25 protein-coding genes are annotated in these 25,441 nt (G+C 35.5%); 19 read left to right on the top strand and 6 right to left on the bottom strand.

Going from position 1 to position 25,441, the window contains the following annotated elements:
- The first annotated feature begins 64 nt into the window (after positions 1–64).
- The 6 genes from NCE97_RS07540 to NCE97_RS07515 all read left to right on the top strand — a co-directional run bounded on the left by NCE97_RS07540 (position 65) and on the right by NCE97_RS07515 (position 4,306).
- Positions 65–490, top strand: a complete 426-nt coding sequence (locus NCE97_RS07540; protein ID WP_353778395.1) for a hypothetical protein — start codon at positions 65–67, stop codon at positions 488–490.
- Entirely contained in the window at positions 483–980 is a 498-nt protein-coding gene (locus NCE97_RS07535; protein WP_353778393.1) for a hypothetical protein, read from the top strand. The genes NCE97_RS07540 and NCE97_RS07535 overlap by 8 nt, the downstream gene beginning before the upstream one ends.
- Entirely contained in the window at positions 977–1,900 is a 924-nt protein-coding gene (locus NCE97_RS07530) for a hypothetical protein (RefSeq protein ID WP_353778392.1), read from the top strand. Before NCE97_RS07535 ends, NCE97_RS07530 begins: the two co-directional genes overlap by 4 nt.
- Before the next feature lie 83 nt (positions 1,901–1,983).
- Positions 1,984–2,658, top strand: coding sequence for a hypothetical protein (locus tag NCE97_RS07525; RefSeq protein WP_353778391.1), 675 nt, complete (start codon positions 1,984–1,986; stop codon positions 2,656–2,658).
- Between the two features lie 231 nt (positions 2,659–2,889).
- Positions 2,890–3,294 carry a hypothetical protein gene (locus NCE97_RS07520; RefSeq protein WP_353778389.1) on the top strand — a complete coding sequence of 135 codons (405 nt, stop codon included), beginning with the start codon at positions 2,890–2,892 and terminating at the stop codon, positions 3,292–3,294.
- Positions 3,272–4,306, top strand: a complete 1,035-nt coding sequence (locus NCE97_RS07515) for a M48 family metalloprotease (RefSeq protein WP_353778388.1) — start codon at positions 3,272–3,274, stop codon at positions 4,304–4,306. Before NCE97_RS07520 ends, NCE97_RS07515 begins: the two co-directional genes overlap by 23 nt.
- Before the next feature lie 187 nt (positions 4,307–4,493).
- Here NCE97_RS07515 and NCE97_RS07510 read toward each other — a convergent pair whose 3' ends face one another.
- Positions 4,494–5,651: a THUMP domain-containing class I SAM-dependent RNA methyltransferase gene (locus NCE97_RS07510; protein WP_353778387.1), complete on the bottom strand. Its 1,158-nt coding sequence runs from the start codon at positions 5,649–5,651 to the stop codon at positions 4,494–4,496.
- A 56-nt stretch (positions 5,652–5,707) separates the two neighbouring features.
- Between NCE97_RS07510 and NCE97_RS07505 the strand changes: the two genes are divergently transcribed.
- The gene (locus NCE97_RS07505; protein WP_353778385.1) at positions 5,708–6,439 is read left to right on the top strand and encodes a class I SAM-dependent methyltransferase; all 732 of its coding nucleotides are present in this window, start codon (positions 5,708–5,710) and stop codon (positions 6,437–6,439) included.
- A 9-nt stretch (positions 6,440–6,448) separates the two neighbouring features.
- Positions 6,449–7,123: a ZIP family metal transporter gene (locus tag NCE97_RS07500; RefSeq protein WP_353778384.1), complete on the top strand. Its 675-nt coding sequence runs from the start codon at positions 6,449–6,451 to the stop codon at positions 7,121–7,123.
- 4 nt (positions 7,124–7,127) lie between these two features.
- On the opposite strand, the gene NCE97_RS07495 is transcribed toward NCE97_RS07500, so the two are convergent.
- Positions 7,128–7,508, bottom strand: a complete 381-nt coding sequence (locus NCE97_RS07495; RefSeq protein WP_353778383.1) for a Fur family transcriptional regulator — start codon at positions 7,506–7,508, stop codon at positions 7,128–7,130.
- 80 nt (positions 7,509–7,588) lie between these two features.
- Between NCE97_RS07495 and NCE97_RS07490 the strand changes: the two genes are divergently transcribed.
- The 9 genes from NCE97_RS07490 to NCE97_RS07450 are packed head-to-tail and all read left to right on the top strand — an operon-like array spanning position 7,589 to position 15,989.
- Positions 7,589–8,290 carry an ABC transporter ATP-binding protein gene (locus NCE97_RS07490; protein ID WP_353778382.1) on the top strand — a complete coding sequence of 234 codons (702 nt, stop codon included), beginning with the start codon at positions 7,589–7,591 and terminating at the stop codon, positions 8,288–8,290.
- 8 nt (positions 8,291–8,298) lie between these two features.
- Positions 8,299–9,708, top strand: a complete 1,410-nt coding sequence (locus tag NCE97_RS07485) for an ABC transporter permease (RefSeq protein ID WP_353778381.1) — start codon at positions 8,299–8,301, stop codon at positions 9,706–9,708.
- Entirely contained in the window at positions 9,705–11,027 is a 1,323-nt protein-coding gene (locus tag NCE97_RS07480) for a hypothetical protein (protein WP_353778380.1), read from the top strand. The genes NCE97_RS07485 and NCE97_RS07480 overlap by 4 nt, the downstream gene beginning before the upstream one ends.
- The gene (locus NCE97_RS07475; RefSeq protein ID WP_353778379.1) at positions 11,017–11,424 is read left to right on the top strand and encodes a MerC domain-containing protein; all 408 of its coding nucleotides are present in this window, start codon (positions 11,017–11,019) and stop codon (positions 11,422–11,424) included. The genes NCE97_RS07480 and NCE97_RS07475 overlap by 11 nt, the downstream gene beginning before the upstream one ends.
- The gene (folE, locus tag NCE97_RS07470; RefSeq protein ID WP_353778378.1) at positions 11,417–12,085 is read left to right on the top strand and encodes a GTP cyclohydrolase I FolE; all 669 of its coding nucleotides are present in this window, start codon (positions 11,417–11,419) and stop codon (positions 12,083–12,085) included. The genes NCE97_RS07475 and folE overlap by 8 nt, the downstream gene beginning before the upstream one ends.
- A complete protein-coding gene (locus tag NCE97_RS07465) occupies positions 12,082–13,299 on the top strand; it encodes a GTP-binding protein (RefSeq protein WP_353778377.1) in 1,218 nt (405 codons plus the stop codon). The genes folE and NCE97_RS07465 overlap by 4 nt, the downstream gene beginning before the upstream one ends.
- 29 nt (positions 13,300–13,328) lie before the next feature.
- Positions 13,329–13,805, top strand: coding sequence for a metal-independent carbonic anhydrase family protein (locus NCE97_RS07460; protein WP_353778375.1), 477 nt, complete (start codon positions 13,329–13,331; stop codon positions 13,803–13,805).
- Positions 13,805–14,302: a hypothetical protein gene (locus tag NCE97_RS07455; protein ID WP_353778374.1), complete on the top strand. Its 498-nt coding sequence runs from the start codon at positions 13,805–13,807 to the stop codon at positions 14,300–14,302. Before NCE97_RS07460 ends, NCE97_RS07455 begins: the two co-directional genes overlap by 1 nt.
- Positions 14,303–14,309: 7 nt before the next feature.
- A complete protein-coding gene (locus NCE97_RS07450; protein ID WP_353778373.1) occupies positions 14,310–15,989 on the top strand; it encodes a PhoX family protein in 1,680 nt (559 codons plus the stop codon).
- A gap of 5 nt (positions 15,990–15,994) precedes the next feature.
- On the opposite strand, the gene NCE97_RS07445 is transcribed toward NCE97_RS07450, so the two are convergent.
- The 3 genes from NCE97_RS07445 to NCE97_RS07435 form a co-directional block, all read right to left on the bottom strand.
- Entirely contained in the window at positions 15,995–16,897 is a 903-nt protein-coding gene (locus NCE97_RS07445) for a patatin-like phospholipase family protein (RefSeq protein ID WP_353778371.1), read from the bottom strand.
- 95 nt (positions 16,898–16,992) lie between these two features.
- Positions 16,993–18,972, bottom strand: a complete 1,980-nt coding sequence (locus NCE97_RS07440; RefSeq protein ID WP_353778370.1) for a M1 family metallopeptidase — start codon at positions 18,970–18,972, stop codon at positions 16,993–16,995.
- A gap of 55 nt (positions 18,973–19,027) precedes the next feature.
- Positions 19,028–20,722, bottom strand: a complete 1,695-nt coding sequence (locus NCE97_RS07435) for a peptide-N-glycosidase F-related protein (protein WP_353778369.1) — start codon at positions 20,720–20,722, stop codon at positions 19,028–19,030.
- A gap of 76 nt (positions 20,723–20,798) precedes the next feature.
- On the opposite strand from NCE97_RS07435, the gene recG reads away from it, so the two are divergent.
- Together recG and NCE97_RS07425 are read left to right on the top strand one after the other, a co-directional pair.
- On the top strand, positions 20,799–22,901 hold the full coding sequence (gene recG, locus NCE97_RS07430) for an ATP-dependent DNA helicase RecG (protein WP_353778368.1): 2,103 nt from the start codon (positions 20,799–20,801) through the stop codon (positions 22,899–22,901).
- A 100-nt stretch (positions 22,902–23,001) separates the two neighbouring features.
- Complete coding sequence (locus NCE97_RS07425; RefSeq protein ID WP_353778367.1) at positions 23,002–24,240, top strand: alpha/beta hydrolase; 1,239 nt, start codon at positions 23,002–23,004, stop codon at positions 24,238–24,240.
- A 75-nt stretch (positions 24,241–24,315) separates the two neighbouring features.
- Here NCE97_RS07425 and NCE97_RS07420 read toward each other — a convergent pair whose 3' ends face one another.
- Positions 24,316–25,413: a DUF2911 domain-containing protein gene (locus NCE97_RS07420; RefSeq protein WP_353778366.1), complete on the bottom strand. Its 1,098-nt coding sequence runs from the start codon at positions 25,411–25,413 to the stop codon at positions 24,316–24,318.
- Positions 25,414–25,441 lie beyond the last annotated feature (28 nt).

Raw genomic sequence — 25,441 nt, 5'->3', positions numbered from 1 at the left:
GTATATGTACTAACGTTATAAGTCATTAACAAAACAAAAGAAGACAAACATAAAAATCCGAAGCATGAAAAATTATTTCATTTTACTCTGTTTGCTCCCAACCATAGGCTTTGCTCAATTTGATAGTGAAAATGATGTATTAAATCATTTATCAGGCAATCATTACAAATTGTGGTTTTTTGTTAAATATGATATCAACATGGGTGGAAACACCACTTGCGAAAAGGGAAAAGCATACACCTTCTATAAATCAAAAAAAATAATTATTAAGGAGTGTGTTAATGGCACTTGGGAGGAAAAGGAATATCAATATTCATTAGAAAAAGATTCTCCTTATGATTGGTGGATTAAATTCAATAATGAACGATATTATCTTGTAATGCTCAATAGAGGTGAGTATTTGGAAACAAAATTAAGAACTATGGAGTCCTTGCATAACAAAATTGACGAAAGCGAGGATATTATACTAAAGCATTTTATAGATGACTGAAAGTACTGAAGAGATACCTAAAGACAACCTTGAATCAAATCAAAAAGAATTTAAACTCAAGGTAGGTGACCTATGGGTCAAGATAATTGGTGCATTTCTAACACTATTAACAATTAGTATAGGCATATTTCAATATTTCCACAGTCAATCTCATGAAAATTATATGGAGTTTAAGAGAAGTATTTGGCAAAAACAATTAAATACATATACAGAAGCCTGTAGATATGCAGGACTAATTGCTATGAATCCGTATGATAAAGAGTTTGAAGAAAATGTTAAAAAGTTTGGAGGCTTGTATTGGGGAGAAATGATTATGGTTGAAGACTCAACGGTATCTAGAGCAATGAAAGACTTTTATTATGCTATCATTGATTTTGTTCCTGAGGATCCTAACAGTCAAAGAAAACTAAAATATAAAGCAAATGAACTTGCTAAGGCATGTCGAATTAGTTCAGATAAAACATGGCAAGAGTTAAAACCAAAAGAATGAAACAGATAATACTTCTTCTTTTATTTATTCAAATAACATTTATAACAAGAGCTCAAGAATTTGATGTCTATTATTTATCAGTTGCTTCTGCACATTATGAGAAAGAAAACATACCTGATGGATATGAGTCATTTGATGATATTAATGGTGCAAGACGAAGTTCCAGATATGTTCACGAACTATTTTCAAATAAATCTAATGGAAAAGGAAGTATGCTTCGGTCTGAGGCAGGTAAGCCTGTGACTAAAACAATGATAGTTCGAGAAATAAAAGCTATGATCAAATTAGCCAAAAAATCAAAAGCCAAAAATCCTTTGTTGCTGTTTTACTATTGTGGCCATGGTATTTCTGAAGGAATCGCTTGGAATCAATTTCTTGTTCCAGGGGATTTTAACAAAAAACCAAAAAACCTTTCAAATGATCCACTTGCTTTGGACTTGGATAAGTTGAGTAGCGAACTTCTTTACTTGGGAGAAATTACAGATTTGTTTTCTGAATCTGGAATTCAATATATGTGCTTAATTGACGCTTGTTATGAAGGCAAAGAAGAAAAGTTTTCGGTATTAGAAAATTATTTGAGCACTACAGCTACACAAAACTTTAAAGATATAGCCTCTGTATTAAGATTTATGAATGAATATCGGACAAATAATCCGGTTGTATTTGCTACAATGCCAGGGACAACCACAAAAGTTACTATTGATCCTCTCTTTCCTGAGGGTACCTCAATCGGCCCCTTATGTAGAAAACTAATGTTGATAGGTGAAAAATTAGAGAAATTAGAGACTTTAAGTATGATGGACGTGGTAATGCTTCTATCTGACCCTGAATTTGATACTAATGAAGAAACCAGAAAAGTGATGTCTAACTATGAATTTGACAGTAAAGGGCTATTTACTCTATTAAAACAAAAACAATAACAGTATACAACAAGGTATATAGTGTATACTCTTCGGGATACGTACCATACACAGACCGTTAGGTGCAATTAAAACATAAAGGAATGGGAACGGAAAAAAAAGATATTTGGGATAAATTAAAAATACTTTCTGGGATATTAATTCCTATTGCCATCGCCTATGCTGGACACATTTTTGCAGTAATGCAACATAAAGCAGAAATGGAAATACAGAATAATCAATTTGACCACCAAAGACAAGTTTCAATCACAAATTCGAAAGTAGGTCAGGTTAATTTAGTATCATCATTTTTTGAAGCTCTTTTAAGTGATAGTCCAAAAAGAAAAAAGCTAGCAATACAATCGATACTAATCGCTTTACCTGAAGAAGGACCTCAATTAGTCAAAGTAGTATCTGAATCAGATGAAGAGCAAGAATTAAAGGAATTTGCCAATAAAACTCTAAAAGATAAAAGAAACAAGCTTGCAGAAGGACTATTTAGTGAAGATAAGTCTATTCGGCTATCATCTTACCAAGAAATAATGACTGGATGGAAAAATGACCAAGAAATAGTAATTTCAATAATTGATTTTGGCGAACAGAATTTATCAAACAAAGATGGAATATATAATGCTTTGGTAACTCTTTCACATCTTAACAAAGCAACATTATTAAAATATTCTAGCTTAATAACTGAATTTAGCAAAAAGGCTGAAGTTAATGGAGAAAAAACTAAGGAAAGAGCTATTAAGTTGAGAGAAAGAATACCTGAAAAATAACTCCTTATAACAATGGCTATAAGTAATTGCTTGTTCTCGCCTAGCCTTCGACAGGCTCAATCCATCACTTCTGAAAATTTCTGCGGATTTTCAGTTTGGTGTGTACTTGTAAAGATAAGTGCTAACTCGCGCAACTACTCATATTCGAGATCGTAGTGTGGCATTGAATCTACTATGCTGGCTGGAGATGTTGAGCTAATTAAAGATTATGAAATATTTATACTATCGATAATGAATAAAAATCAAATTAGAAATCTAACAAGCGAAATAGCGCTCGAACTATTTCCAGATGAATTCCCTGAATTTTCTTTAATTCAAGATTCATATCTAGATGAATTTTATAGTTCTGGTACAATCAATTTAAATACAGACTCAAAAAAAGGACAATTTCAATGGGGTGATGATTTAGACAATATGTTCAAGTCCGCTGAGCTACTAATTAAATTCTTGAATTTATTAGCTCAATTTTTGAAGATAAAAAAGGATAGAAAACCAGACATTACGGAAATTGAAGATATTTGGAAAAAAGATTTAATAAAGATTGGTGTCTCAAAAGAAATAGCCTCAGAGATGTCATCAAAATATTCGAAAGAAATTTTAGAAATTGTTACAAGTGATAAATCTAAAAAAAAGTAATAAAAAGGCTATTAAATATTGGGAATTGAAAGCCTCACGGAATGAGGCAAGCAGTAATATTTTTAAGGGAGTTTTTATTCTTAATATTATAATCGCTGTAATAGCGTTCTTGATAGGAATAGTTAACGGGCTTTTAAACAATGATGAAGGCGTTATTTACCTAATATCATTTCTTATTGGACTTACCCTTCTCTTTATTTTAGTTCGAGCAGAGATTAGGAAATCTATAATCAAAATTGAAAACAAAAAGTCAAATATTCCGTATAACAAAAAGGAGTCATTTTCTCTAGACCTTCTATTCATGAGCATACGTAGAAGTATTCGATTTAATCTTGATTCAATTAATATTTATATTAACACCAAGGACTTTTCAATTGGTCCGAGCGTGTTTAAAGGAAAAAATAAAAATACTCTTATTATACCCATAGGTTTTGTTAAATTCTATAGAAAAAATCAAGATATTGCAAAATCAATTCTTATACATGAATTTGGGCATATTCTTCAAAAAGATACTACTCACCTAAAACTTATCGCGGCATACCAGGCAGGTTATTTAAAAAAAATGGTTCCTATCACTTTTATTTTACTTTGTGCTATTATAGTAATATCAATATTTAACCTTATATCTATTTCTAACGAACTTTCTGTGCATAAAAGTGCTTTATTTACTGGTAATTCAGATTTTTCTTATTATTCAAATACGTCATCCTATCTTTCAAAATCCAAGGCCTTAATGATATTAAGCATTATGCAGAACTCGTTTACACTATTATCTATATTCATAACAGTTTTTTGGATAAGAAAAATCAGAATTAATTCCGAACATTTAGCAGATGTATTTGCTTTTATTCATTGTGGGGAAAATTCTGTTTTTGAAGCATTTAAATATAGCTCTCAAACTAAGGTGAGTTTTTTCGAAAAGTTATTAGGCATACAACCCAGTTTGAGCTTGAGAAATAAAAAATTGAAAAAAATTATAAAAACCTTAAATAAATTTGAAACCAAAAAATAAGCTTCACATAGCAATGGGCATAAGCAATTGCTTATTTTCACTTACTTCTTAGACCTACTGTTTCTTCGCCTTTTTACTGCCTTCGTACATTTCGTATTTAACGAGAACTTTTGTCATCCTGAACTTGATTCAGGATCCTTTTGACTCTTTTATGGATTCCGCATAGTAGTGCTGAATGACAAACCCTTTATTGCTTCTTCGCCTTCTTACTGCCTTCGTACATTTCGTACTTAACCAAGCGACTTTCCAGCTTAGCATTAAAGAGTTTTATTTTTCGAGAAGGTCGTAAGCCAACATGCTTTAAGGCTTCAAGATTAGAAGTAATCAGCCAGGCATTGGTATTTGGGTAACCATGTTTTAAAGTTGTTCCTATTTGTCCATAAAACTCTGGGACGTTCAAGCGTTCTAAGCGTTCACCATACGGTGGATTAAAGACCATATGCAATTTCTCGGTGCCTGCACGTTGGGTTTTAAAGAAGTCTTCATGCTTCACTGAGATAAATTCATCCAAGTGTGCATTCTTTACATTCTCCTTAGCTTTTCTAACCGCAGAAGGCGACTTATCGTAACCTAGTATCTTATGATGGAAATCTCTGGTTTTCTTAAGGAGACTTTCCTCTATTTTTTCAAACAGATCCACATCCCAATCTTGCCAACGCTCAAAAGCAAACTCCTTACGCATTAAGTTCGGCGGAATGTTACACGCTATCATAGCCGCTTCAGCCAAAATAGTTCCACTACCACACATAGGGTCAATAAAATCGCTTTGTCCATCCCAACCTGTAAGCATAATCATACCTGCGGCTAACACTTCACTTATTGGTGCAATGTTCGTAGCCGTTTTATAGCCACGTCTATGTAAGGACTCACCAGACGTATCCAAAGAAATCGTACACAACTGCTTATCGATATGTACATTGATCTTAAGGTCTGGAAAGCGCAAATCTACATTCGGTCTGTTTCCTGTATTATCTCTAAAACGATCTACAACAGCATCCTTGGTCTTAAGTGCGATAAACTTAGAGTGCTTAAAGATTTGCGAATGCACTGTAGCATCAACTGCTAAAGAGCCCTCAGGCTTAAGATATTCTTCCCAATTGATCTTGTAGACTTTATTGTAGAGGTCCTTTTCATTGAATATACGAAAGGTTTTTATCGGTTTCAAGATTTTAATAGCTGTACGCAATCCCAAATTAGCCTTATACATAAAGCCTTTGTCGCCAACAAAGCTCACATTACGCACGCCTTTTTTTACGTCTTGCGCACCTAGTTGCAGTAGCTCTTTAGCTAAAAGATCTTCGAATCCATACAAGGTCTTAGCGACCATCTTGAAATTATTGTCCATTCCTCTCGTCTAATCGGTTGCAAAAATAGCGTTATTTTTGCAGTAACAAATAGGTTATGCTCAAAGAACAATCGACTTGGTATGCTTCGTGGTTTGATACACCGTTTTATCATATTCTGTATAAGGATAGAGATCATAGCGAAGCCGAACTATTTATGTCCAACCTTACAGCCTACCTAAAGCTACCAAATAAAGCAACTATTCTGGATTTAGCTTGTGGTAAAGGACGTCATTCCGTGTTCTTAAATACTCTAGGGTTTGATGTCACTGGAGTCGATTTGTCCGAAAATAGTATTGCTCACGCTAAGCAGTTTGAAAATGACACGCTCCATTTTGAAGTGCATGATATGTGCAAGCCTTTCAATAGACAGTTTGATGCCGTGTTTAATCTCTTTACCAGCTTTGGGTATTTTGATAAGGATGAAAGCAATCTCAACACCATTAAAGCCATAAAAGAAGATTTGAACCCTTCTGGTTTTGGAGTGATTGATTTTATGAATTCTGAATATGTCATTGATAATCTCGTTCCAGAAAACACAAAAACTGTTAATGGGATTGACTTCCTGCAGAAACGTCGATTGGAAAATGGCTACATCATAAAGGACATTACGTTTCATCATGAAGGAGAATTCTATCAGTTTCAGGAACGTGTGCGAGCTTTCACTCTTCAAGATTTCAAAAAATTATTCAAACTAGCCAATGTAGAACTTATCGATGTGTTTGGTGATTATAAATTGCGTAAGTTTGATGCCAAGACTTCGGAGCGTCTTATTTTAATTTTTAAATAACAAACATCTTTGAATAAGTTTCTGTTTCCTATATATGCCGTAGCCTTAGGTGTACTTCTTGTAGTGCTCAATAAGAATAAAAACCCAAGGCACTTCAAACTACTATTGTCGTTTAGTGGTGCATTTTTATTGGCTATCACATTGTTTGAATTATTACCAGAAGTGTATGGCCATCTCAATACCAAATGGACAGGTGTTTTGATAATGTGCGGTATTGTATTACAGATTTTCCTTGAGTCTTTATCTAAAGGCGCAGAGCATGGACACCTACATGGCCATGAAGAAAATCGACGCTTTCCCTGGCTACTATTTATCAGTCTTTGTATCCATAGCTTACTAGAAGGCTTTCCTATTCATCAGCATAACGATATGGTCTACGGTGTAATTATTCATAAAGTTCCGATAGCAATGTTGATTGCAGGGTATTTATTAGAATCTAAATTCAGTAAGCCACAAATGGTAGCCTTCTTATTGGTCTTTGCTTTAATGACACCTTTGGGCACCTGGATTTCTAATGAAGTCCCTCAACTTTCTGACTATACATTGTATATCAATGCATTAGTCATTGGTATCTTCTTACATATTTCTACGATTATTTTGTTTGAAAGTAGTGAAGGGCACAAATTCAACTTCGCAAAACTACTAACGATCATAGCCGCTGTGTTAATAGCTTATTTTATATAGCGAATTAACTATAACAGTTTTCGCATTTCCCTTGAATCAAAATTTGGGATACCTCAATCTCGCGATTTGGTATTTTAGGAATACTAACCTCTATAGTTAGGCATTCAACCTTTCCACAATCATTACATTGAAAATGAGGGTGTATATCCGAATGATGATGAGAAGTACAATCCGAACATTTTGCATACCATTTTAATCCATTATTCCCTAAAAAAGAGTGAACAATACCGTCTTGCTCTAGTCGGTCAAGAATTCTGTAAACAGTAGTTTTATTCATATGTTCACTAAGATTTTCTACCAATTGTACTACTGATAAAGCGCTTGGGCTATTTTCAAATATGTCAAGTATAATCTTAACGGATTTCGTTTTTCTAGATATTCCCATAAGTGCAAAATTAGCGCAACTCTATTGCATTAGCAAATTCTTTATTATATTTGCAACTCAGTTGCATTAATTAAATTTTGATGATTAGTATTGAAAACGTTAGCAAATCATTCAAGGGAAACATTGCTATACAAGAGCTAAGCTTGCAAGTCGAAAAAGGAGAAATTTTAGGTTTACTAGGAGCCAATGGAGCAGGGAAATCTACTACGATTAACATGCTTTTGGGCTTTATCAACCCAGATTCTGGAACAATTAGTATTAATAGAATGAATGCTACTTCTAAAACAACTGAAGTTAGGAAACTCATTGGCTTCATTCCAGAAAATGTAAACTTATATCCTTACTTAACAGGGTTAGAAAACTTAGATTATTTCAGTCGGTTGTCTGGTCTAAGCTACAGTAAGAGTGAACTTACTGATTTTCTATCTAAATGCGGGTTGCAAGCTAATGCTCATCATCAAAAAGTATCTGATTATTCTAAAGGTATGCGACAAAAGGTAGGAATCGCAATAGCCTACGCAAAAAAAGCCGAAGTGTTTCTTTTGGACGAACCTGCCAGTGGTTTAGACCCTCTTGCCAGTAACGAATTATCCGAGTTACTCAAAAAATTAGCTGAAGAAGGTGCAGCAATCTTAATGGCATCTCACGATATCTTCCGAGTAAGAGAAGTTTGCCATCGCATCGGAATTCTGAAAAAAGGTGTTTTGGTGAAAGAACTTCTATCTAAAGAAGTCACTGCCAATGAGCTTGAACAACTATATCTAGAGTTTATGAAAAACTAAATGTAGTTATGTGGACAATCATTAAAAACGAAATCCATTATTTACGCCGCAGTAGAGCTTTGCTTTTGATTAGCTTGAGCTTTTCTCTGGTATTGTTGGCTTCCCTTTTCTTAGGGAACAAGCAGACGCAACAACAGACAGAAGCCTACAACACAGCAAAGGACCACGTGAGAGCGCAATGGGAAGGCATCAAAAAGATGAATCCTCATAGTGCAGCTCATTACGGAACTTATGTATTTAAACCCAGTAACTTATTGAGTAGTTTAGATGAGGGTGTGAATAGTGTCACTGGTAATGTACTGCGTGTTGAAGGTCATGTTCAAAACGAAATTGTGCATTCCGAAGCTTCACAAATGTTAATGATATCTAAGTTTGGTAAGCTAAAAAGTTCACTATTACTACAATTCATTGTACCATTATTGCTCATTTTTTTAGCATTTCACTCCATTAGCAGCGAAAAACAAAGTGGTCGATTAAAATTATTAGTGCTCCAAGGAGCAAAACCATATACGTTGATCATTGCAAAAACCATAACAGTATGGTTGTATGGATTAGCCCTTCTTATTTTGGTCATCTTAACCTATGCCCTACTCAATCTTGAAGGCTTAAACTCTGAAACACTGTTAAGAACAAGTTTGTTCTTCTTGTCCTATGCTGCATATTATTTCATTATAAGTGGCTTAACGATATTCTTTTCTGTACGCTGGCAAAATGCCACAGTAGCATTGACTTCTATGTTAGCTATATGGATTCTTTGGACCATATTTATCCCCAATATATTAATGAGCTCAGTAGAAAGCTGGCATCCACTTCCAAGCCGTGCAGAATTCAAAGCTGCTATGACTGAAGACCGTTCAAAAGGAATTGACGGTCATAATCCTTCTGATGAAAGAGGGAAAGAGTTAAAAGAAAAAGTCTTGCGAGAATACGGTGTCGATTCGGTCTCTCAACTTCCTATCAACTTTGATGGCATTAGAATGCAAGCTGATGAAGAATATGGAAATATCGTATGGGATAAGCATTTTGGAAACCTTCGCAAAGTACAGACCAAACAAAAGAAAAACTTTCAACTTGGAGGAATAATCAATCCATTTATCGCTCTACAAAATACGAGCATGGGCTTCGCCGGAAATGATAATCTACACCACCAAGAGTTCTTGGTGCAAGTAGAGCACTATAGGAGAGATTTGGTGAAGATACTCAATGACAAGCATGCTTTCGGAGGTTCCAAATCTGGTGACTGGAGCTGGAAAGCCGATAATGCTTTTTTTAAATCAGTTGCTGATTTTAATTATCGACCTATTGCATTGAAATCTGTTTTCTCGAGTTACATCTTAGACCTGGTAATTATAACACTCTGGTTATTATTAATCATAGTTCTGTTATCTCAAGCAGCAAAAAAAATACGGATTGTATGAAAGGGTTAAACACATTTCTATATGAAGGCAAGCATTTCGTACGAAATCCATTCAAAGTAATTGCGCTATTACTCTTTGTATTAGCAGGTATCTATGGCTTGCATAATGGCGCAAGCTTGTATAAAAAACAACAATTAGAAATAGAAAAGATCAATCAGAAGATTGAAACTGATCAACAAAAAGTTATAGAATATTACGAGAGTAATAATGTAGGACCAAAAGATCGCCCATGGGTTAATGTGAGGGAACCTTATTGGGCGGTCTGGTACTCATCAACCTATGAATTTAAAAAGCCATCGCCAGCAATGGTCTACAGTATTGGTCAAGCTGAGCAATATGGTTTTTATAAAAAGGTGACTTTTAACAGCAGTCCTTATGATGCCGATATGGCTGAAGAAATTGCCAATCCAGAACGTTTACAAACTGGCACATTAGACTTTTCATTTGTCATATTGTTTTTATTACCTCTCGTTCTACTGATTTTGATTTATAATCTAAAAAGTTATGAAAGTGAACAGGGGTTTTTACAATTGATATTGGTACAGAGCGCCTCTAAAAACAGTTGGTTACTATATAGAGTCTTATTTTATTTCATACTCATCTTTCTTACTATCATTCTACTGTTGGTTTATGGAGCTACACTTACAGGAGTATTTGCAAATGAAAGTAACGTCTTTGGTAATATTGTTATTCTTGTATTTCTCTATCAATTGTTTTGGGGTATTTTTTACTTCATCATTTTACTAAGAGGAAAAAGCATACTCAGCAATACACTCCAAATGGTGGGTGTTTATCTCATATTCACGTTTATAATTCCTGCAACGGTACATCAATGGGTAAGCATCGAGAAACCTACCAATCTAATGGTAGACTATATTGATGTAAAAAGAGACAAAACCCAAGACTTGTATGATGAGCCAGATAGTATCGTACAATCAAAGCTAAATGCTTTGTTTCCTAAAATCGAGAATACTGTTTTAGCAAAAGACACATTACGAAATACCAAGGCGATGAACCGTTCTATTTCGGCGTTGACTAATGAGTTGATGAAAGAGAGTTTAGGATTTATCCAAAAAGAGAGTGAAGCCAAGAATGCTATTATTCAAAGTACTTACTGGTACAACCCTGTTGCATATTTTCAGAATCAACTGAACAAGAAAGCTGAAACACATTATGAAAATTATCAACAGTATAGAGATAGAATCCAAACTACAGTAGATCGCCAAATCCAAATTATGGTTCCAGATATCTACAATGACATAAAAGTTGATAAAGAGAAATATCTAGATTACATCAATCAAATTAATTATGACCAATAGACTAGCTATAAGGTCCGACTCTTTAGGAGCAATGGCTAGTGGTTTGTGTTTACTACATTGTATTGCCACTCCACTCCTATTTATAGCCCAAACATGCTCTGCAAGTTGTAGTGAAGCTGCTCCTATATGGTGGCAATGGATAGATTATATATTCTTATCTATTTCATTTTTTGCGGTTTATCACTCAGCAAGAACAACTTCTAGTGAGATAATGAAAGTAGCATTATGGGTTAGTTGGTCATTCCTTTTTGTTGTGATCCTAAACGAAAAACTACAGTGGCTTCCTCTACCTGGAGCTACAATATATGTAGCAGCTTTAATACTGGTAGCCTTGCACCTTTACAACTTAAAGTTCTGTCAATGCAAAACTGATAACTGCTGTACAAATCATGAATAAAGAACAAATAGAAATAATAGGCGATAATCATGTTGCCACTAGTGTAGAGACACCTTTACGTCCTGATGCTTTTGATAAATCAGATAGTGAGAAAATAAAAAATATTGAGCACTATTTCGAAAAGATAATGATAGAACTTGGATTGGACCTATCTGATGACAGCCTATCAGGAACACCATATCGAGTGGCAAAAATGTATGTAAAAGAGTTATTCTATGGCCTCAATCCATCCAACAAGCCAAAACTTTCAACCTTTGAAAACAAGTATGGTTACAGAAAAATGCTTGTGGAGCAAAACATCACTATAGATTCGGCTTGTGAGCACCATTTTTTACCAATAATAGGATATGCGCATGTTGCCTATATCCCTAAAAACAAAGTGATTGGTCTTTCAAAGATAAATCGATTAGTCCATTATTATGCGCACCGACCACAAGTACAGGAAAGGCTTGCTCTACAAATACTCAAAGACCTTCAAAATGTCTTGGAAACCGAAGACGTCATAGTTATGATCAGTGCAAAACACCTCTGTGTGTCTTCAAGAGGTATAAAAGATAAAAGCAGCTTCACTACAACTTTAGAGTATGGAGGTAGCTTTGAAAATAAAACAACTAGAGGAGAATTTCTAAACATTATTAACAGTCAAAACGTAGAAGAATGATTGATAAAAAACTTCCTGTAACCGTGCTAAGCGGTTTCTTAGGTGCAGGAAAAACGACCCTGCTTAATCATATTTTGCATAATAAAGAAGGTTTAAAAGTAGCTGTTATTGTCAATGATATGAGTGAGGTAAACGTAGATGCCGAATTGGTTAAGAATGAAAACACGCTTTCTCGTACCGAAGAAAAATTAGTAGAAATGAGCAATGGCTGTATCTGCTGTACGCTGCGTGAGGATTTAATGGTAGAAGTGGAACGACTGGCAAAAGAAAACAGATTCGACTATCTGCTAATTGAGAGTACAGGGATTAGCGAACCTATTCCTGTAGCACAAACCTTTTCATTTATAGATGAAGAAAATGGTATTGATTTATCTCGATTTAGCTATGTAGATACTATGGTTACGGTTGTAGATGCCTTTAACTTTTTTAAAGATTTTGGAAGTCCGCAAACTTTAATGGATAGAAACTTAACGGACATGGAAGGTGACTATCGTACTATTGTTAATCTACTTACCGATCAAATTGAGTTTGCCAATGTCATTATTTTAAACAAGGTGGATTTAGTAACAAAAGAAAATCTAGCAGTTTTACGCGCTACTATTCAAAAATTAAATCCATCTGCAAAAATCATTGAATCGACATTCAGTAAAATCAGTCCTAAAGAAATATTGCATACTGGCTTGTTCAATTTTGAAGAGGCCGAACAAAGTGCTGGCTGGATAGAAGAACTCAATAAAGATGAACACACACCCGAAACGGAAGAATATGGAATTAGTTCGTTTGTGTATCGAAACAAGAGACCGTTTGACCCTGTTCGTTTCCTAGACTATATCCAGCAAAAATTCCCAATTAATGTAATACGCAGCAAAGGCTTATTCTGGATAGCATCACGCCCAGAACAAGCATTGATTTGGGGGCAGGCTGGTGGATCCTTACGCGCAGATAGCGCTGGCGTTTGGTGGGCAAGCATGCCATTTCAAGAACGGTTTCAGTATCCCTCATTCATCAATAATCAAAACGTAATAGAACACGATTGGGATATCACTTTTGGCGACCGAAAAAATGAAATTGTTTTTATTGGTCAGGATATGGATGTTCAACTCATTAAAGAAGAGTTAGATAATTGCTTAGTTACTGATAAGGAATTGGAAACTCAAGAATGGGAAAAGGGCTACGAAGACAACTGGCCAGTTCAAAAAGCGTATATGCATTAACAACAAGATTAACTTTAAATTATAATAAAATGATTACTAAAGAAAACGTATTAGAAGCACAAACCAAATGGGGTAATGGCGTAGTAAAAATCGGTTCGTTAAAAGATCAAAGATCAGAATGTGAAGCTTATGCAAGTGAATTTCTTGGCCAACGCTATGCCTTTGAAGCAGGTCCAGTTTTATTTAAACCTACCAAGTGTGCAATAGAACAATTTAGACCTACTAAACCTGAAGCATTATCTTACTTTATTGCTGGTGACGACAGAGCTTGTAAAGAAGATAAAGGCTTCGCTATTCAGCCTTGGACAAAAGTTAGATTTGAGAATGCTGGCTTTATTTTAGAGGAAAACCGTGCCATTGCTATGGGCAATTATTATTTCACAGATTTAAATGGTGATGAGGCTAAAGTTGAATATACATTTGGTTACAAGTTAATTGAGGGTGAATTAAAAATCGACGTACACCACTCTTCATTTCCATTTCCAAATCCAGAAGATGTGGTATAATGCATAAAGCTCTTTTTCTTTTATGTCCAACTGATTGCTTGGAGTCCATTATTAACGATACTTTCAAGCATGAAAATTATTTTTACACGTCTCTTGGTAATTCTTTTATATCAGACACGGAGACAATTGAGAACATAAAAGAGCTGATTATTCAACATAACATCAGAAAAATTTATTTTGTCCTTTCCGATGATAACAAAATTATTTTGGATGCATTGGGAGGACAATCTTTTTCTGATATCCGAGGTTTACAAAAATTTTATACTGAAGTTACAAGACAAAAAGAACGCTCAGAAGTCTTGTGGCAAACCGACAATCGTCAATTCTCCATTCTTTCTTATTATCTTAACAATAAGATAAAAGAGTTGCAACTTGAATTAGATAATTTACCAATCCATTTACCTAGAATAAGTGGTAAAATTTATTTTAGGCAAAAAAATATTTTCAGTAATATTTATTCTGATTTAATTTGCATTGAAAAACATTACTTGAACTAAAAATAATATGGAGTACAGTCGTCGGAAATTCATTTCCTTTTTAGGGAAGGCTAGCTTGGGTGCAATGGTTATGCCTCCTTTTTTAATTAGTTGTGGCAGCACAACCACACCAATAGATACCAAAAATACTTCAAAGGAAGTTCTAGAAAGATTAAGAAGACTGACTCTAGAAGCGCTACCAGCATCCGATAAAGATGATTTACTTCTCACAAAAGGCTTAGATTACCATACTATCATAAAATGGCAAGATCCTATTAGTGATAAAGATACCTTTGGGTTCAATAATGATTTTACCTGCTTTATTCCATTAGATAAAAACAATCCAAAAGATGGATTGTTATGGGTAAATCATGAATCTATTAATCCGCTTTATGTTTCTGGTTACAATCATAGAAAATACAAAAACCCAGAGCTGAATAAAACCAAAGAGCAGGTCGACAAAGAAATGTATGATGTTGGTGGAAGTATTGTTAGAATTAAAGAAGTAAATGGCAGATGGAAGGTTGTTGAAAATGATCCATACAATAGGCGTATAACTGCAAAAACACCAATTGAACTTAATTGGGATAGTCCTATAAAAGGTAAAACCACTGTAATTGGAACTCATAGCAATTGTTCTGGTGGTATTACACCATGGAATACTTTTTTGACCTGCGAAGAGAACTACCACGATTATTACGGTGAAACAGAATATGATGGCAATAACGTAGCTACACATAAGAAAAGTTGGCACGGCTGGGAACATTTTAATAACTATCCTACAGAGCATTATGGATGGGTTGTTGAAATAGATCCAAAAAGCGGCAAAGCTCAAAAACATGTAGCTCTTGGAAGGTTTGCGCATGAATGCTGTACCTTATACGAACTAGATGATAAACGCGTTGTCGCCTACTCTGGAGATGATAAAAACGACGAATACTTATATAAATTCATCTCTTCTAAACCAGGCTCTCTGAAGGATGGGACACTTTATGTTGCAGATACCATCAATGGGAAATGGCTTTCTTTAGATTGGGAAACGCAACCTATTTTAAAACAGAAATTTAAAGACCAGACTGAAGTACTTATTAGAGTCAGAGAAGCTGCAGAACTACTAGGTGCTACAGAATTAAACCGTCCAGAAGATATTGAAATTGACCCCATAACTGGTCACATATTAGTTACATTGACCAATAACAAGCCAAAAGGCGATTACCACGGTTCTATTCTAAAGATTGAAGAAACCAATGGCGCCTTTGATGCACTAACTTTCAAAGCTTCAACCTACATAGCAGGTGGCGAAGAAAACGGATTCTCTTGCCCAGATAATTTAGCGTTTGATTTAGCTGGAAACCTCTGGATGACCTCAGACATATCTGGAAGTTCTATGAATAGACCAGATAAACCGTATTATATGCCATTTAAAAACAATAGCCTGTTTGTGATCCCAAGATATGGAGAAGATGCCGGAAAAGTCATTAGAGTAGCCTCAGCACCAAGAGATGCCGAACTAACAGGCCCTTGGTTTTCACCAGACGGAAAAACATTATTCTTAAGTGTTCAACATCCTGGAGAACGTACCACTGATTTGAATAACCCAACAAGCAAATGGCCTTTTGATGGTGATAATATTCCAAAGCCTGCCGTTGTTGCTATTACAGGTGATTTAATTGAGAAGATGAATAAGTTGAATCTTATTGAAAGTTAATTGATTTATTCATCGGCTTCAGTAGCACTCTTATGCTTTTGCTTAGCATGATCGTAACCTTGTTGCCACCATTTTACCATTAATCGTTTACTGAATATCAATGAATTCTCAGTAAGACTGGTTGGCGTATAGTACAAATTGAGGTTGGCATTTTTGGTTTTTGCCGCCAACTTCCCAATAGTAATATCGCCACGTTCAACCTGGTTCAATAGATGTCCAAAGAGATTAATCATTAATGAGAATGGGTTCTTACCCAATACTTTTTGTTTTTCGAGATTCTCAGCTTCCAGAACAATTGCATCGATTTCTGTGGCACCTCGCTGTATCGCTTCTCTAATAGGCACCACACAACCGAGACCTCCATCAGCATACTCGTAACCATCAACCGTAGCTAAAGACATAAATGGAATATAATTACACGAAATCCATATCCAATCGCAAAACTCTTCATAAGTGCAATCATTTATCGACTTATACTCGACACTATTTTTAGACAGATTGGACACCGTGACCACCACTTCGGTTTTGGTCGCCTTGATTTTTTCGTATTCTTCTCTTAGAAACTGACGTTTTATATTTCGTCGTAAGGCTTTACTCTCTCCAAATGTTCGCTTGAAACGAATGAATTGCCAAAGCGAATTAAGAAAGTCAATAGACACAAACTCACGATCTCCTTTTTTGCGTTGTACAAATGGACTAATACTAAAAATATCGTGCTGTTGAACATTAGTAAAAATCTCATACAACTTAGGAATATCGTTGCAAGCCAAATGCGGAATCAGTAAACTACCTGTTGAAGTACCCAAAAACATATCGTACTCTCTTCCCAGGTCTTCCATGAGGTATTGTGCCACACCTCCTGCAAAAGCACCTTTGCTTCCTCCGCCCGAAATGACTAAAGCACGCATAGTTGGTTATTTATAGTGTTTGGATTACTCAAAGATGGTAAATGTTAAAGAAACGCACAACTTTCTTAGCCAATCCGCTAATAAACCCTTTAAAATCAATTGGTTTCTAATATTTTCTTATACTCAGGATTTTGAGAAAGGACTTCGATTAACTCTTTAGCAAACTTCTTGAAACGCCAATTATGATGCGTACTGGCATCTTTTAAATTTTGAAGCGACACAGCACTAAAGGCATTCATGCTATTGAGGTAACTAAACGCTAATTGCCGCGTTTCGAAACCAAAATCTGAAGATGTGTAACTCACCAATTCATCATAGTAAGATTGCTTCAAATCGTCATGATATGCTTCTGTATTTAAAGCTAAAACCAACCACAACTGTCTTACATTTCTATCATTAAAACCAATTACAGATTTGGTTTGATCTAGATATTTGGAACGCTCTTCTGGAAAATTCACCCAAAGGTTTGCTAGTGCAGCTTCTTTCGTCATGTATGAATTATCATTCAAGAGGTTTTCGTAAGGCGTTTTTAATTTAGCCGGAATTGTTCTCAGGCTTTTAGCTATAGCTTGCCTTACCTTCAGGTTATTCTTGAACACTTCCTCTGTAACTAATTCAGGAACCTGATTGACAATTTTAGCTTTAGCTTCATCTGAAGCCCAAGAATTCAAATAATACTCACACTTAGAAGTCTTCAATTCGCAATCTACCATCAAATACTCTTGTATAAAAGTTGATTTGGCTTTCAAATGCTCCATAGCTTCATCATAAGGAAATGTTTCAGCTTTAATCCAGGTATTCACAAAAGCTGAGAGGTCGTAACCACTGACTGCTTCTACTTCATTAATAAAATCTTCTGTGGTAGCATTACCAAATGCGTAAGCCTCTAAATAGTTTTTAACCGAAATTCTAAAGTAATCGTCACCGATCATTTGTCGGAGCATGTGTAGCACCCAAGCACCTCTTTGGTAAAATGTAAGGCTACTGGCTTTTGGATTCAACAACGAAGTCCCTTGACCAGCTTGATCTTGTAACATCAAATCTTGGGCGGTCTTATATAATTCCCAGATGTAATGCTTGTTTCCAAAAATATCGCGCTCGGCTAATAATGCATAGTAGGTTGCAAAGCCTTCTTGCAACCAATGATGCTCGCCAGACTTTGCCGTGACAAAATCTCCAAACCACTGATGTGCCAATTCGTGTGCATTAACATTGACATAGTTTTTATCATTAAAACCAATATCGTCTACTACATAAGCATCAGAAAAAATAGTAAGACTTGTATTCTCCATCCCAGAATACAAGAAGTCTTTCACTGGAACTTGCTTATAATTTTGCCAAGGATATGGAACGCCTATCTCCTTTTCCATAAAATCGAACATACGCTTTGTATAACGATAGGTCGGTTCAACCTTTAGGGAATCTTCAGGATAGTAGTAATATTCTAAAGGAATGCCGCTTTCGGAATATTCAACTTGCTTATCATATTTTCCAATTGCTAGAGCTACTAAATAGCTCGGCATTGGGTGTTTCATATCATAACGCCAAGTTACGGTTGAATCATTTACTTGTTTATCAACAAGCTTCCCATTCGCTAAAACTTGATAATCTTTATCGTAAGTAATATTCAGATCAAATTCAATCTTGTCATTCGTATCATCTATACTAGGCAACCAATTACTCGTATATTTTCCTTGTCCTTGAGTCCAGATTTGGTCATCAACAAAATAGATTGCTTTTTTAGGATGAGAGAAGTAAACCAGACTAAACTTATAAATGGAATCTTTTTTAAAGCCACCATGTTTCTTAAAGATTATATGGTCACCTTTACTACGACCAAATCCCATATTGCTATTATGAATCTCATAATGCTCTATGTCATTTCTGTTATCAATATAAACCGAATCAATATCTTTTAAAATCTTCAGCTTGTATTTCGCATTTCCACTCAACATGCCTTTATTTGGACCAAAAAAAAGATCAGCATCAACAGATAAAAAGTCAACGTGTTCAGCTTGTTGAGCTTGTGAAAGAAAGCCACAAAAAAGCAGGCATAAAAAAAGGCATCGAATCATAGTTTAAAGATAACTAGAATGATGCCAAGATAGTATGTTAGTCTAAAAATTTTAATTAATTCATCACCGTAGGTTTATCAATTGGTGTGCTACTCTTCACGACAACAAATGTAGAAATGGCATAGTATGCATCGCCATTACCACCATCTGAAGTCCAATCTTCAAAATCATATTCAAAGGTAAAATTACCTCCTGCCATAGATGTAGAGAACTCATCGATACGATAAGGAACCACCATTCCAGGACACCAACCAGCTCTATTAGGTTGCCAGTTACCCGGGTTTTGATTGCTTATCGGATTAGCAGCACAACCTATTGGCCCCATATTGTGCTGAAACATATTTCCACCATTAATAATGACATCGTGTGTTCTAAAGCACCATTCAGCGCAAGGTCTTCCATCAGCATCTGTCGGTGTTGCATGTCCCCATCCAGAAATAACAGTTCTCAAATGAGTGCTTTCAGCATTAGCAGGGATAGAAACAGTTCTATCCAAATCGAAAGCATGAGAAACCCCATAAGGAACTCCTTGCAGAGAGTTACCATTGTACTGCATTACATCAGCAATTGCATAGTATGGATAATCTGGCTCACCTTCTATATAATCAAAATCTATAGAAACTAAATCCGCTTTAGCTGTCCAGTTTTCAATAAAAATCCTGATTTCAACACTGCCTGTGAGTAATGATTTAAAATCAGTAACATCAAACTCTAAACCTCTCTCTAAGAGTTGCGTACCAACCCAGTAAGGCGTAATGTATCTTCCAATCTCGTACCAAGTATTAGAGTCAGGATCTTTTATCATTATGTTGGCATATCTATCCCAATCATCACAACCTGTACCAGGACAATCTATTTGAAGGTACATCTTAATTTGCTCAATATTGGATACATCGGAATGCAATGTAAATGTCTGCTCAGCAGACTGGTTAAATCCTCCACCAAAGCCTAATGGTTGATCAACATACGTTTGGTAATTATGTATAATTGGTAAACCAAGTCCACTTAAGGCTACCTCTACAGTCTCTGCTCCGTTACTTTGAATTGTAATGGTTCCATTAGTTTCTGCTGCTGTTGTAGGTGCGAATCTCACATAAATTGTATTGACATCATTGGCGTTTTCTGCAGTAATACTCATTGAATTACTAAAAGCCATATCATCGCTAGAGATTTCAAAGCCTTCACTAACATCAATCTGTATTCCAGACTCGAGGTTATTTCCGTCAACAGTTATCGCTGTAGACGCTGAAGTATTCGAAACTTGAGTATCTTCAAAACTAAGACTGTTATTATTAACAAGTATTGCAGGCTCAATGCTCAATGCCACACCGTTCACATTTAATGTTGCTGTTGTAGCTCCAGAACTTTGTATACTAACTGTTCCTGTTATAAATCCTAATGCTTCGGCAGTAGGTGAAAACCTAACATAAACAGTAGTATTCCCAGAGTTAACATCACTTGAAGATATTGACACATTTCCACTAAAACTCGTATCATTTAGAGATACTTGAAAGTTATCACTAGCAGTTACAGTAACGGTTCCTGTTAAGTCACTCCCAGAAACCTGAAAGCTTTGAGAACTCGAATGACTTAGAGCATCTACTTCTCCAAAAGGAGCTATAGATCCAGTAATGGCAATAGATGGTGTTGGGCTTGGTCCAGGATTACTGTCACTACTACAGTTGATAAAAACAATGAAAGAAAAAAGGGCAAATAGAATAGCAATTCTATTTTTGATAAGCGGTTTCATAAATTGGTTTTAAATTAGCAATCCGCAATTTAGTGATTTTCAAAAGAAACTATTAAGCTTCTGTCAATTTAACAATATGAGTACTAACCTTCAGACACCAATAGACTACCTCAAAGGCGTTGGTCCCAATCGTGCAGACCTGTTGCGAAAGGAGTTAGGTATTCATACTTATCAAGATCTCATCAATTTATTTCCCAATAGATATATCGACAGAACACAGTACTATAAAATCAATCAGCTACAGCAAACAAATGCTGAAGTACAGATTGTTGGCGAAATAACTGCACTAAAAGTAGTGGCTCAAAAGCGCGGAAAGCGTCTAGTGGCAACATTTAAAGATGAAAGTGGTTTTATGGAACTCGTTTGGTTTCGTGGTCAAAAGTGGATCAAAGACAGCTTGAAATTCAATACGCCTTATGTCATTTTTGGTAGAGTGAATCTCTACAACGGACTTTTTAATATGCCGCATCCTGAGTTAGAATTGCTAGAAGAACATAAAAAAAACTTGCGTTCGGCTATGCAAGCCATTTATCCTTCCACCGAAAAATTATCTAATAAAGGAATTACCAATAGAGTCATCAGCAAAATAATGCAAAATCTCTTTTTAGAAACCAAAGGAAAATTTGCTGAAACACTTTCTGAAGATTTGTTGAATTCTGAAAAATTAATCCCCAAATCTGAGGCACTTTTTAATGTTCATTTTCCTAAGAATTCCGAGCTACTTTCTAAGGCACAATTTCGACTAAAATTTGAAGAATTATTTTACATTCAATTGCAATTAATTCTGAAAAATATCATTCATAAATCTAAAATTAAAGGTTTCGTTTTTGAAAAAGTAAGCGACTACTTCAATACGTTTTACAAACACCATTTACCATTCGAATTAACCAATGCACAGAAACGTGTCTTGAAAGAAATTCGACACGACTTTGGAAGCAACGCTCAAATGAATCGACTTTTGCAAGGTGATGTAGGCTCTGGAAAAACCATAGTTGCCTTCATGTCAATGCTCATAGGGATTGACAACGATTTTCAATGCTGTCTAATGGCCCCAACTGAAATTTTGTCAGTTCAACACTATAATGGATTATTAGAGTTATCTAATTTATTGAATATCAGAATAGAATTACTTACGGGTTCAACTAAAGCTTCAAAACGTAAAGAAATCCATGAAAATCTCGAAAATGGAGCAATTCAGATACTAATTGGCACTCACGCCCTGCTCGAAGATAAGGTAAAATTTAAAAATTTAGGGCTCGCAATTATTGATGAGCAACATCGATTTGGAGTAGCACAAAGAAGCAAACTTTGGAAAAAAAATACCTCTCCTCCGCACATCTTGGTGATGACCGCAACACCAATTCCAAGAACCTTAGCAATGTCTGTTTATGGCGACCTAGATATCTCTATAATTGATGAATTACCAGCAGGTAGAAAACCGATAAAAACGGTCCATAGATTTGACAATAATCGACTCAAGGTTTTTAGGTTTATTAAGGACGAAATTTCTAAAGGAAGACAAATCTATATTGTCTATCCTTTAATCCAGGAAAGTGAAAAAATGGATTATAAAGATTTGATGGATGGTTATGAAAGCATCTCTAGAGATTTTCCTCAACCAGAATACCAAATCTCCATTGTTCACGGAAAAATGAAATCCGAAGACAAAGATTATGAAATGCAACGTTTCATAAAAGGCGAAACACAGATTATGGTTGCTACTACAGTTATAGAAGTTGGTGTCAATGTTCCAAATGCTTCCGTAATGATTATTGAAAGTGCTGAACGTTTTGGTTTATCACAGCTGCATCAGTTACGTGGTCGCGTTGGTCGTGGTGCAGAACAGAGTTACTGTATCCTTATGACTAGCCATAAACTCTCTAACGATAGTAAAACCCGCTTGCAAACTATGGTGTCATCTAATGATGGTTTCGAAATCGCTGAAGTTGATTTAAAACTCAGAGGGCCTGGAGATATCATGGGCACTCAACAAAGCGGTGTTCTAAATCTTAAGATCGCCAACATTGTTAAAGATAAAGATATCTTACAACATGCTCGTTACTGTGCGCAGCAGCTACTAAAAAAAGATCCTTCCCTATCCTATCCCGAAAATAGAACCATACTCAATACTTACAAACAACTAAGTAAGTACAAGAATATGTGGAACTACATTAGTTAACCCGTTATATTTAACATCATTCTCTGTTAAACTTCTCTAAAAGCATGTGCCTTGAAAAGATATTGCCTATAACTTTAGTGTACTAACTAAATTAACCATCATGAAATCTTCTCATTCATCTTCGCTAAAACCATTGGTTACTTGTATAATGATTTTGTTTGCTACTTCTCTCATTGCACAAAGCAACAACGAAAAGTATACTTGTGAAAATTCTGCTAATACGTTTCTAGAAAAAACTCTGGGTAACTGGCGTGTAATTACTAAAGACAGGACTTCTCCAGGTGTTTACGAATCTAATTACGGTACTTCAACAATTACTCAATCTATTGAAGGCTGTGGCATTAAAGAATCATATAGAGGAACTTATAGAAATAAAGTCTATGCGCGCGAAGTTGTGATTACGGGATCAGATTCTAGTCGTGTTCAAATGTCTGCATTAGATTCTGAACATGGTAGTTTTTCAATATTAAATGGAACAGTTGAAGACTCTAAAATGACATTATATTGGTATCGAGATATTCAAAAGAAACGATTACAATCTAAATACAAGCTTGAGTTCAAAGATGAAAGCACATTTGAATTTTCTTCATTTCTATCTACAGACTATGGTGAAAATTGGGCATTAACACATCAAAGGATTTATCATAAAATAAAGCATGAAGAAGTCACTATCGTTACAAAAGATAGCATCAAGGTGTTTGGAGATTTATATACCATTGACAAAAAATCTCCAACAATACTACTCTTTCATCAAGGTGGTTCTAACTCAAGAGCTGAGTACAAAACCATCATTCCAAAATTAAACAATGAAGGTTATAATGTACTCTCAATAGACCAAAGAGTTGGCGGTTCTTATTTCTATGGTGGACACAACAGAACTGTAGCGCGTCTGGAAAAACGAGGTTATAACTATTGTGATGCATATCCAGACATGGAAGCCACGTTAGATTACCTTGTTGAAAATGGTTATAATGGTAAACGAATTGCCTGGGGAAGCAGTTATAGTGCATCTTTAGCTGTGAAGCTTGCAAATAACAATCCAAATAAATTAGATGGTGTACTTGCCTTTTCGCCAGCTTCTGGAGATCAATTAGCAGAATGCAGAGCCGATAATTATTTTAAAACACTGAAGCTTCCGCTTTTATTACTAAGACCTAAAAGTGAAATGCAACGCGATCGTTCCGTTCAGCAAATCAGTTTAGCTAAAGATTCTGGACATAAGACTTATGTTGCCGAAAATGGAGTACACGGTTCTTCTATGCTAGTAAAAGACAGAGTCGAAGGAAGCACATCCAAACAATGGAATGTTGTTCTCAACTTCTTAAACGAATTACAATAAAAAAAGGTCTGGCACCAACTACAACCAGACCTTTCGAAACACAACTGAACGTGTTTTGCTGATGAATATTTTAGATTAATTTATATCCTCTCCTTTTTTAAGCTTATCAATGTTTGCCTGCACTCTACCTCTACTTGCATCATTTGGCGCATTAGCTAAAGCTTTCTCTAAATGTTTTAACGCAACCTTGTAATCTCCTTTTGCAGAATATGCTCTAGCCATTCCATAATGTACTGGCCATTGTCCTTTATTCTTTTCAGCATTCATTTCAAAAACTTCAAAAGCTTTATCCACTTGTCCGTTAGCTATTAAAGTTCTTCCATATTGATGTACTTGAAGAATCGTAGCCATTGGTAAAGCTTCATCCATAACAGCTGTAGCTTCATCTGTTTTACCTAACTGACTTAGAATTTGAGCTTTAATTGCTAAATTATTGAATGTCTTCTGGCTAAAGAATTGCCCTGCTATTGCACTATCTACCCAGCCTAAGGCTTCATTAAGATCGCCTCCATTATTTAAAGCAAAAGTTGCTGCTTGCTCCCAATTTTGTCGGTTAAAGCCCTGTTGTCCTTTTAATTTAGCTCTAATATCAGTAAGCACTACGTTAGCTACATCTACTTCAATATTGAATGGAATCTCTTTCTTTTCCCATACAAGTGAAGCTACTGCAGAATTAGCATTAACAGTATTAAACTCGTAAGTTAAGAGCTCTTTATGAGGAACATCCTTCATGGCAACATTAGCTTTTAAGGCATCGTTAGCTGGCTCATAAAAATAACTTCCCCACGAATCACTGTCATTCGATAAAATTAATGTAGCTGTATTATCTGCTTTCACTTCGAAGTGTAATCCATAAGTTCCAGCCTTTAATGGTTTCCCTTCTACCTTAACATCATCAGTAAAAGTAATTGTCGTGTTCTCATTAGCACCTGCTCTCCAAGGCGCTGCTGTAGAGGTTCCAAAGCCTAGATTGTTTAATCCATAAGGCACCAGACTACCCCAAATTGCTCGTCCATTGACGCTTGGCCTGGAATACGTAATGCTAATGTCTGTGGTTCCTACACGCTGTGATACGGTTGCCATTTGGCTACCACGAGGCGTGTTGAGTTGTGCATAGGCATTGACACATAGTAGAAGTGACAAGCCTAAAAACATTTTGGTAATGGTTTTCATGTTTGAAAGTATTTAATCGGTTATGTCT

The organism is Winogradskyella sp. 3972H.M.0a.05 (assembly GCF_040493455.1).
Taxonomy (GTDB): Bacteria; Bacteroidota; Bacteroidia; order Flavobacteriales; family Flavobacteriaceae; genus Microcosmobacter.
This window is presented reverse-complemented; position numbering and strand designations above follow the sequence as displayed.

Coding starts and splice junctions, on each gene's coding strand:
- NCE97_RS07440 (WP_353778370.1), bottom strand. CDS start 18,972: ATGATTCGATGCCTTTTTTTATGCCTGCTTTTTTGTGGCTTTCTTTCA.
- NCE97_RS07420 (WP_353778366.1), bottom strand. CDS start 25,413: ATGAAAACCATTACCAAAATGTTTTTAGGCTTGTCACTTCTACTATGT.
- NCE97_RS07495 (WP_353778383.1), bottom strand. CDS start 7,508: ATGGGAATATCTAGAAAAACGAAATCCGTTAAGATTATACTTGACATA.
- NCE97_RS07425 (WP_353778367.1), top strand. CDS start 23,002: ATGAAATCTTCTCATTCATCTTCGCTAAAACCATTGGTTACTTGTATA.
- NCE97_RS07460 (WP_353778375.1), top strand. CDS start 13,329: ATGATTACTAAAGAAAACGTATTAGAAGCACAAACCAAATGGGGTAAT.
- NCE97_RS07465 (WP_353778377.1), top strand. CDS start 12,082: ATGATTGATAAAAAACTTCCTGTAACCGTGCTAAGCGGTTTCTTAGGT.
- NCE97_RS07450 (WP_353778373.1), top strand. CDS start 14,310: ATGGAGTACAGTCGTCGGAAATTCATTTCCTTTTTAGGGAAGGCTAGC.
- NCE97_RS07455 (WP_353778374.1), top strand. CDS start 13,805: ATGCATAAAGCTCTTTTTCTTTTATGTCCAACTGATTGCTTGGAGTCC.
- NCE97_RS07520 (WP_353778389.1), top strand. CDS start 2,890: ATGAATAAAAATCAAATTAGAAATCTAACAAGCGAAATAGCGCTCGAA.
- folE (WP_353778378.1), top strand. CDS start 11,417: ATGAATAAAGAACAAATAGAAATAATAGGCGATAATCATGTTGCCACT.
- NCE97_RS07485 (WP_353778381.1), top strand. CDS start 8,299: ATGTGGACAATCATTAAAAACGAAATCCATTATTTACGCCGCAGTAGA.
- NCE97_RS07480 (WP_353778380.1), top strand. CDS start 9,705: ATGAAAGGGTTAAACACATTTCTATATGAAGGCAAGCATTTCGTACGA.
- NCE97_RS07505 (WP_353778385.1), top strand. CDS start 5,708: ATGCTCAAAGAACAATCGACTTGGTATGCTTCGTGGTTTGATACACCG.
- recG (WP_353778368.1), top strand. CDS start 20,799: ATGAGTACTAACCTTCAGACACCAATAGACTACCTCAAAGGCGTTGGT.
- NCE97_RS07475 (WP_353778379.1), top strand. CDS start 11,017: ATGACCAATAGACTAGCTATAAGGTCCGACTCTTTAGGAGCAATGGCT.
- NCE97_RS07530 (WP_353778392.1), top strand. CDS start 977: ATGAAACAGATAATACTTCTTCTTTTATTTATTCAAATAACATTTATA.
- NCE97_RS07510 (WP_353778387.1), bottom strand. CDS start 5,651: ATGGACAATAATTTCAAGATGGTCGCTAAGACCTTGTATGGATTCGAA.
- NCE97_RS07490 (WP_353778382.1), top strand. CDS start 7,589: ATGATTAGTATTGAAAACGTTAGCAAATCATTCAAGGGAAACATTGCT.
- NCE97_RS07540 (WP_353778395.1), top strand. CDS start 65: ATGAAAAATTATTTCATTTTACTCTGTTTGCTCCCAACCATAGGCTTT.
- NCE97_RS07445 (WP_353778371.1), bottom strand. CDS start 16,897: ATGCGTGCTTTAGTCATTTCGGGCGGAGGAAGCAAAGGTGCTTTTGCA.
- NCE97_RS07525 (WP_353778391.1), top strand. CDS start 1,984: ATGGGAACGGAAAAAAAAGATATTTGGGATAAATTAAAAATACTTTCT.
- NCE97_RS07435 (WP_353778369.1), bottom strand. CDS start 20,722: ATGAAACCGCTTATCAAAAATAGAATTGCTATTCTATTTGCCCTTTTT.
- NCE97_RS07535 (WP_353778393.1), top strand. CDS start 483: ATGACTGAAAGTACTGAAGAGATACCTAAAGACAACCTTGAATCAAAT.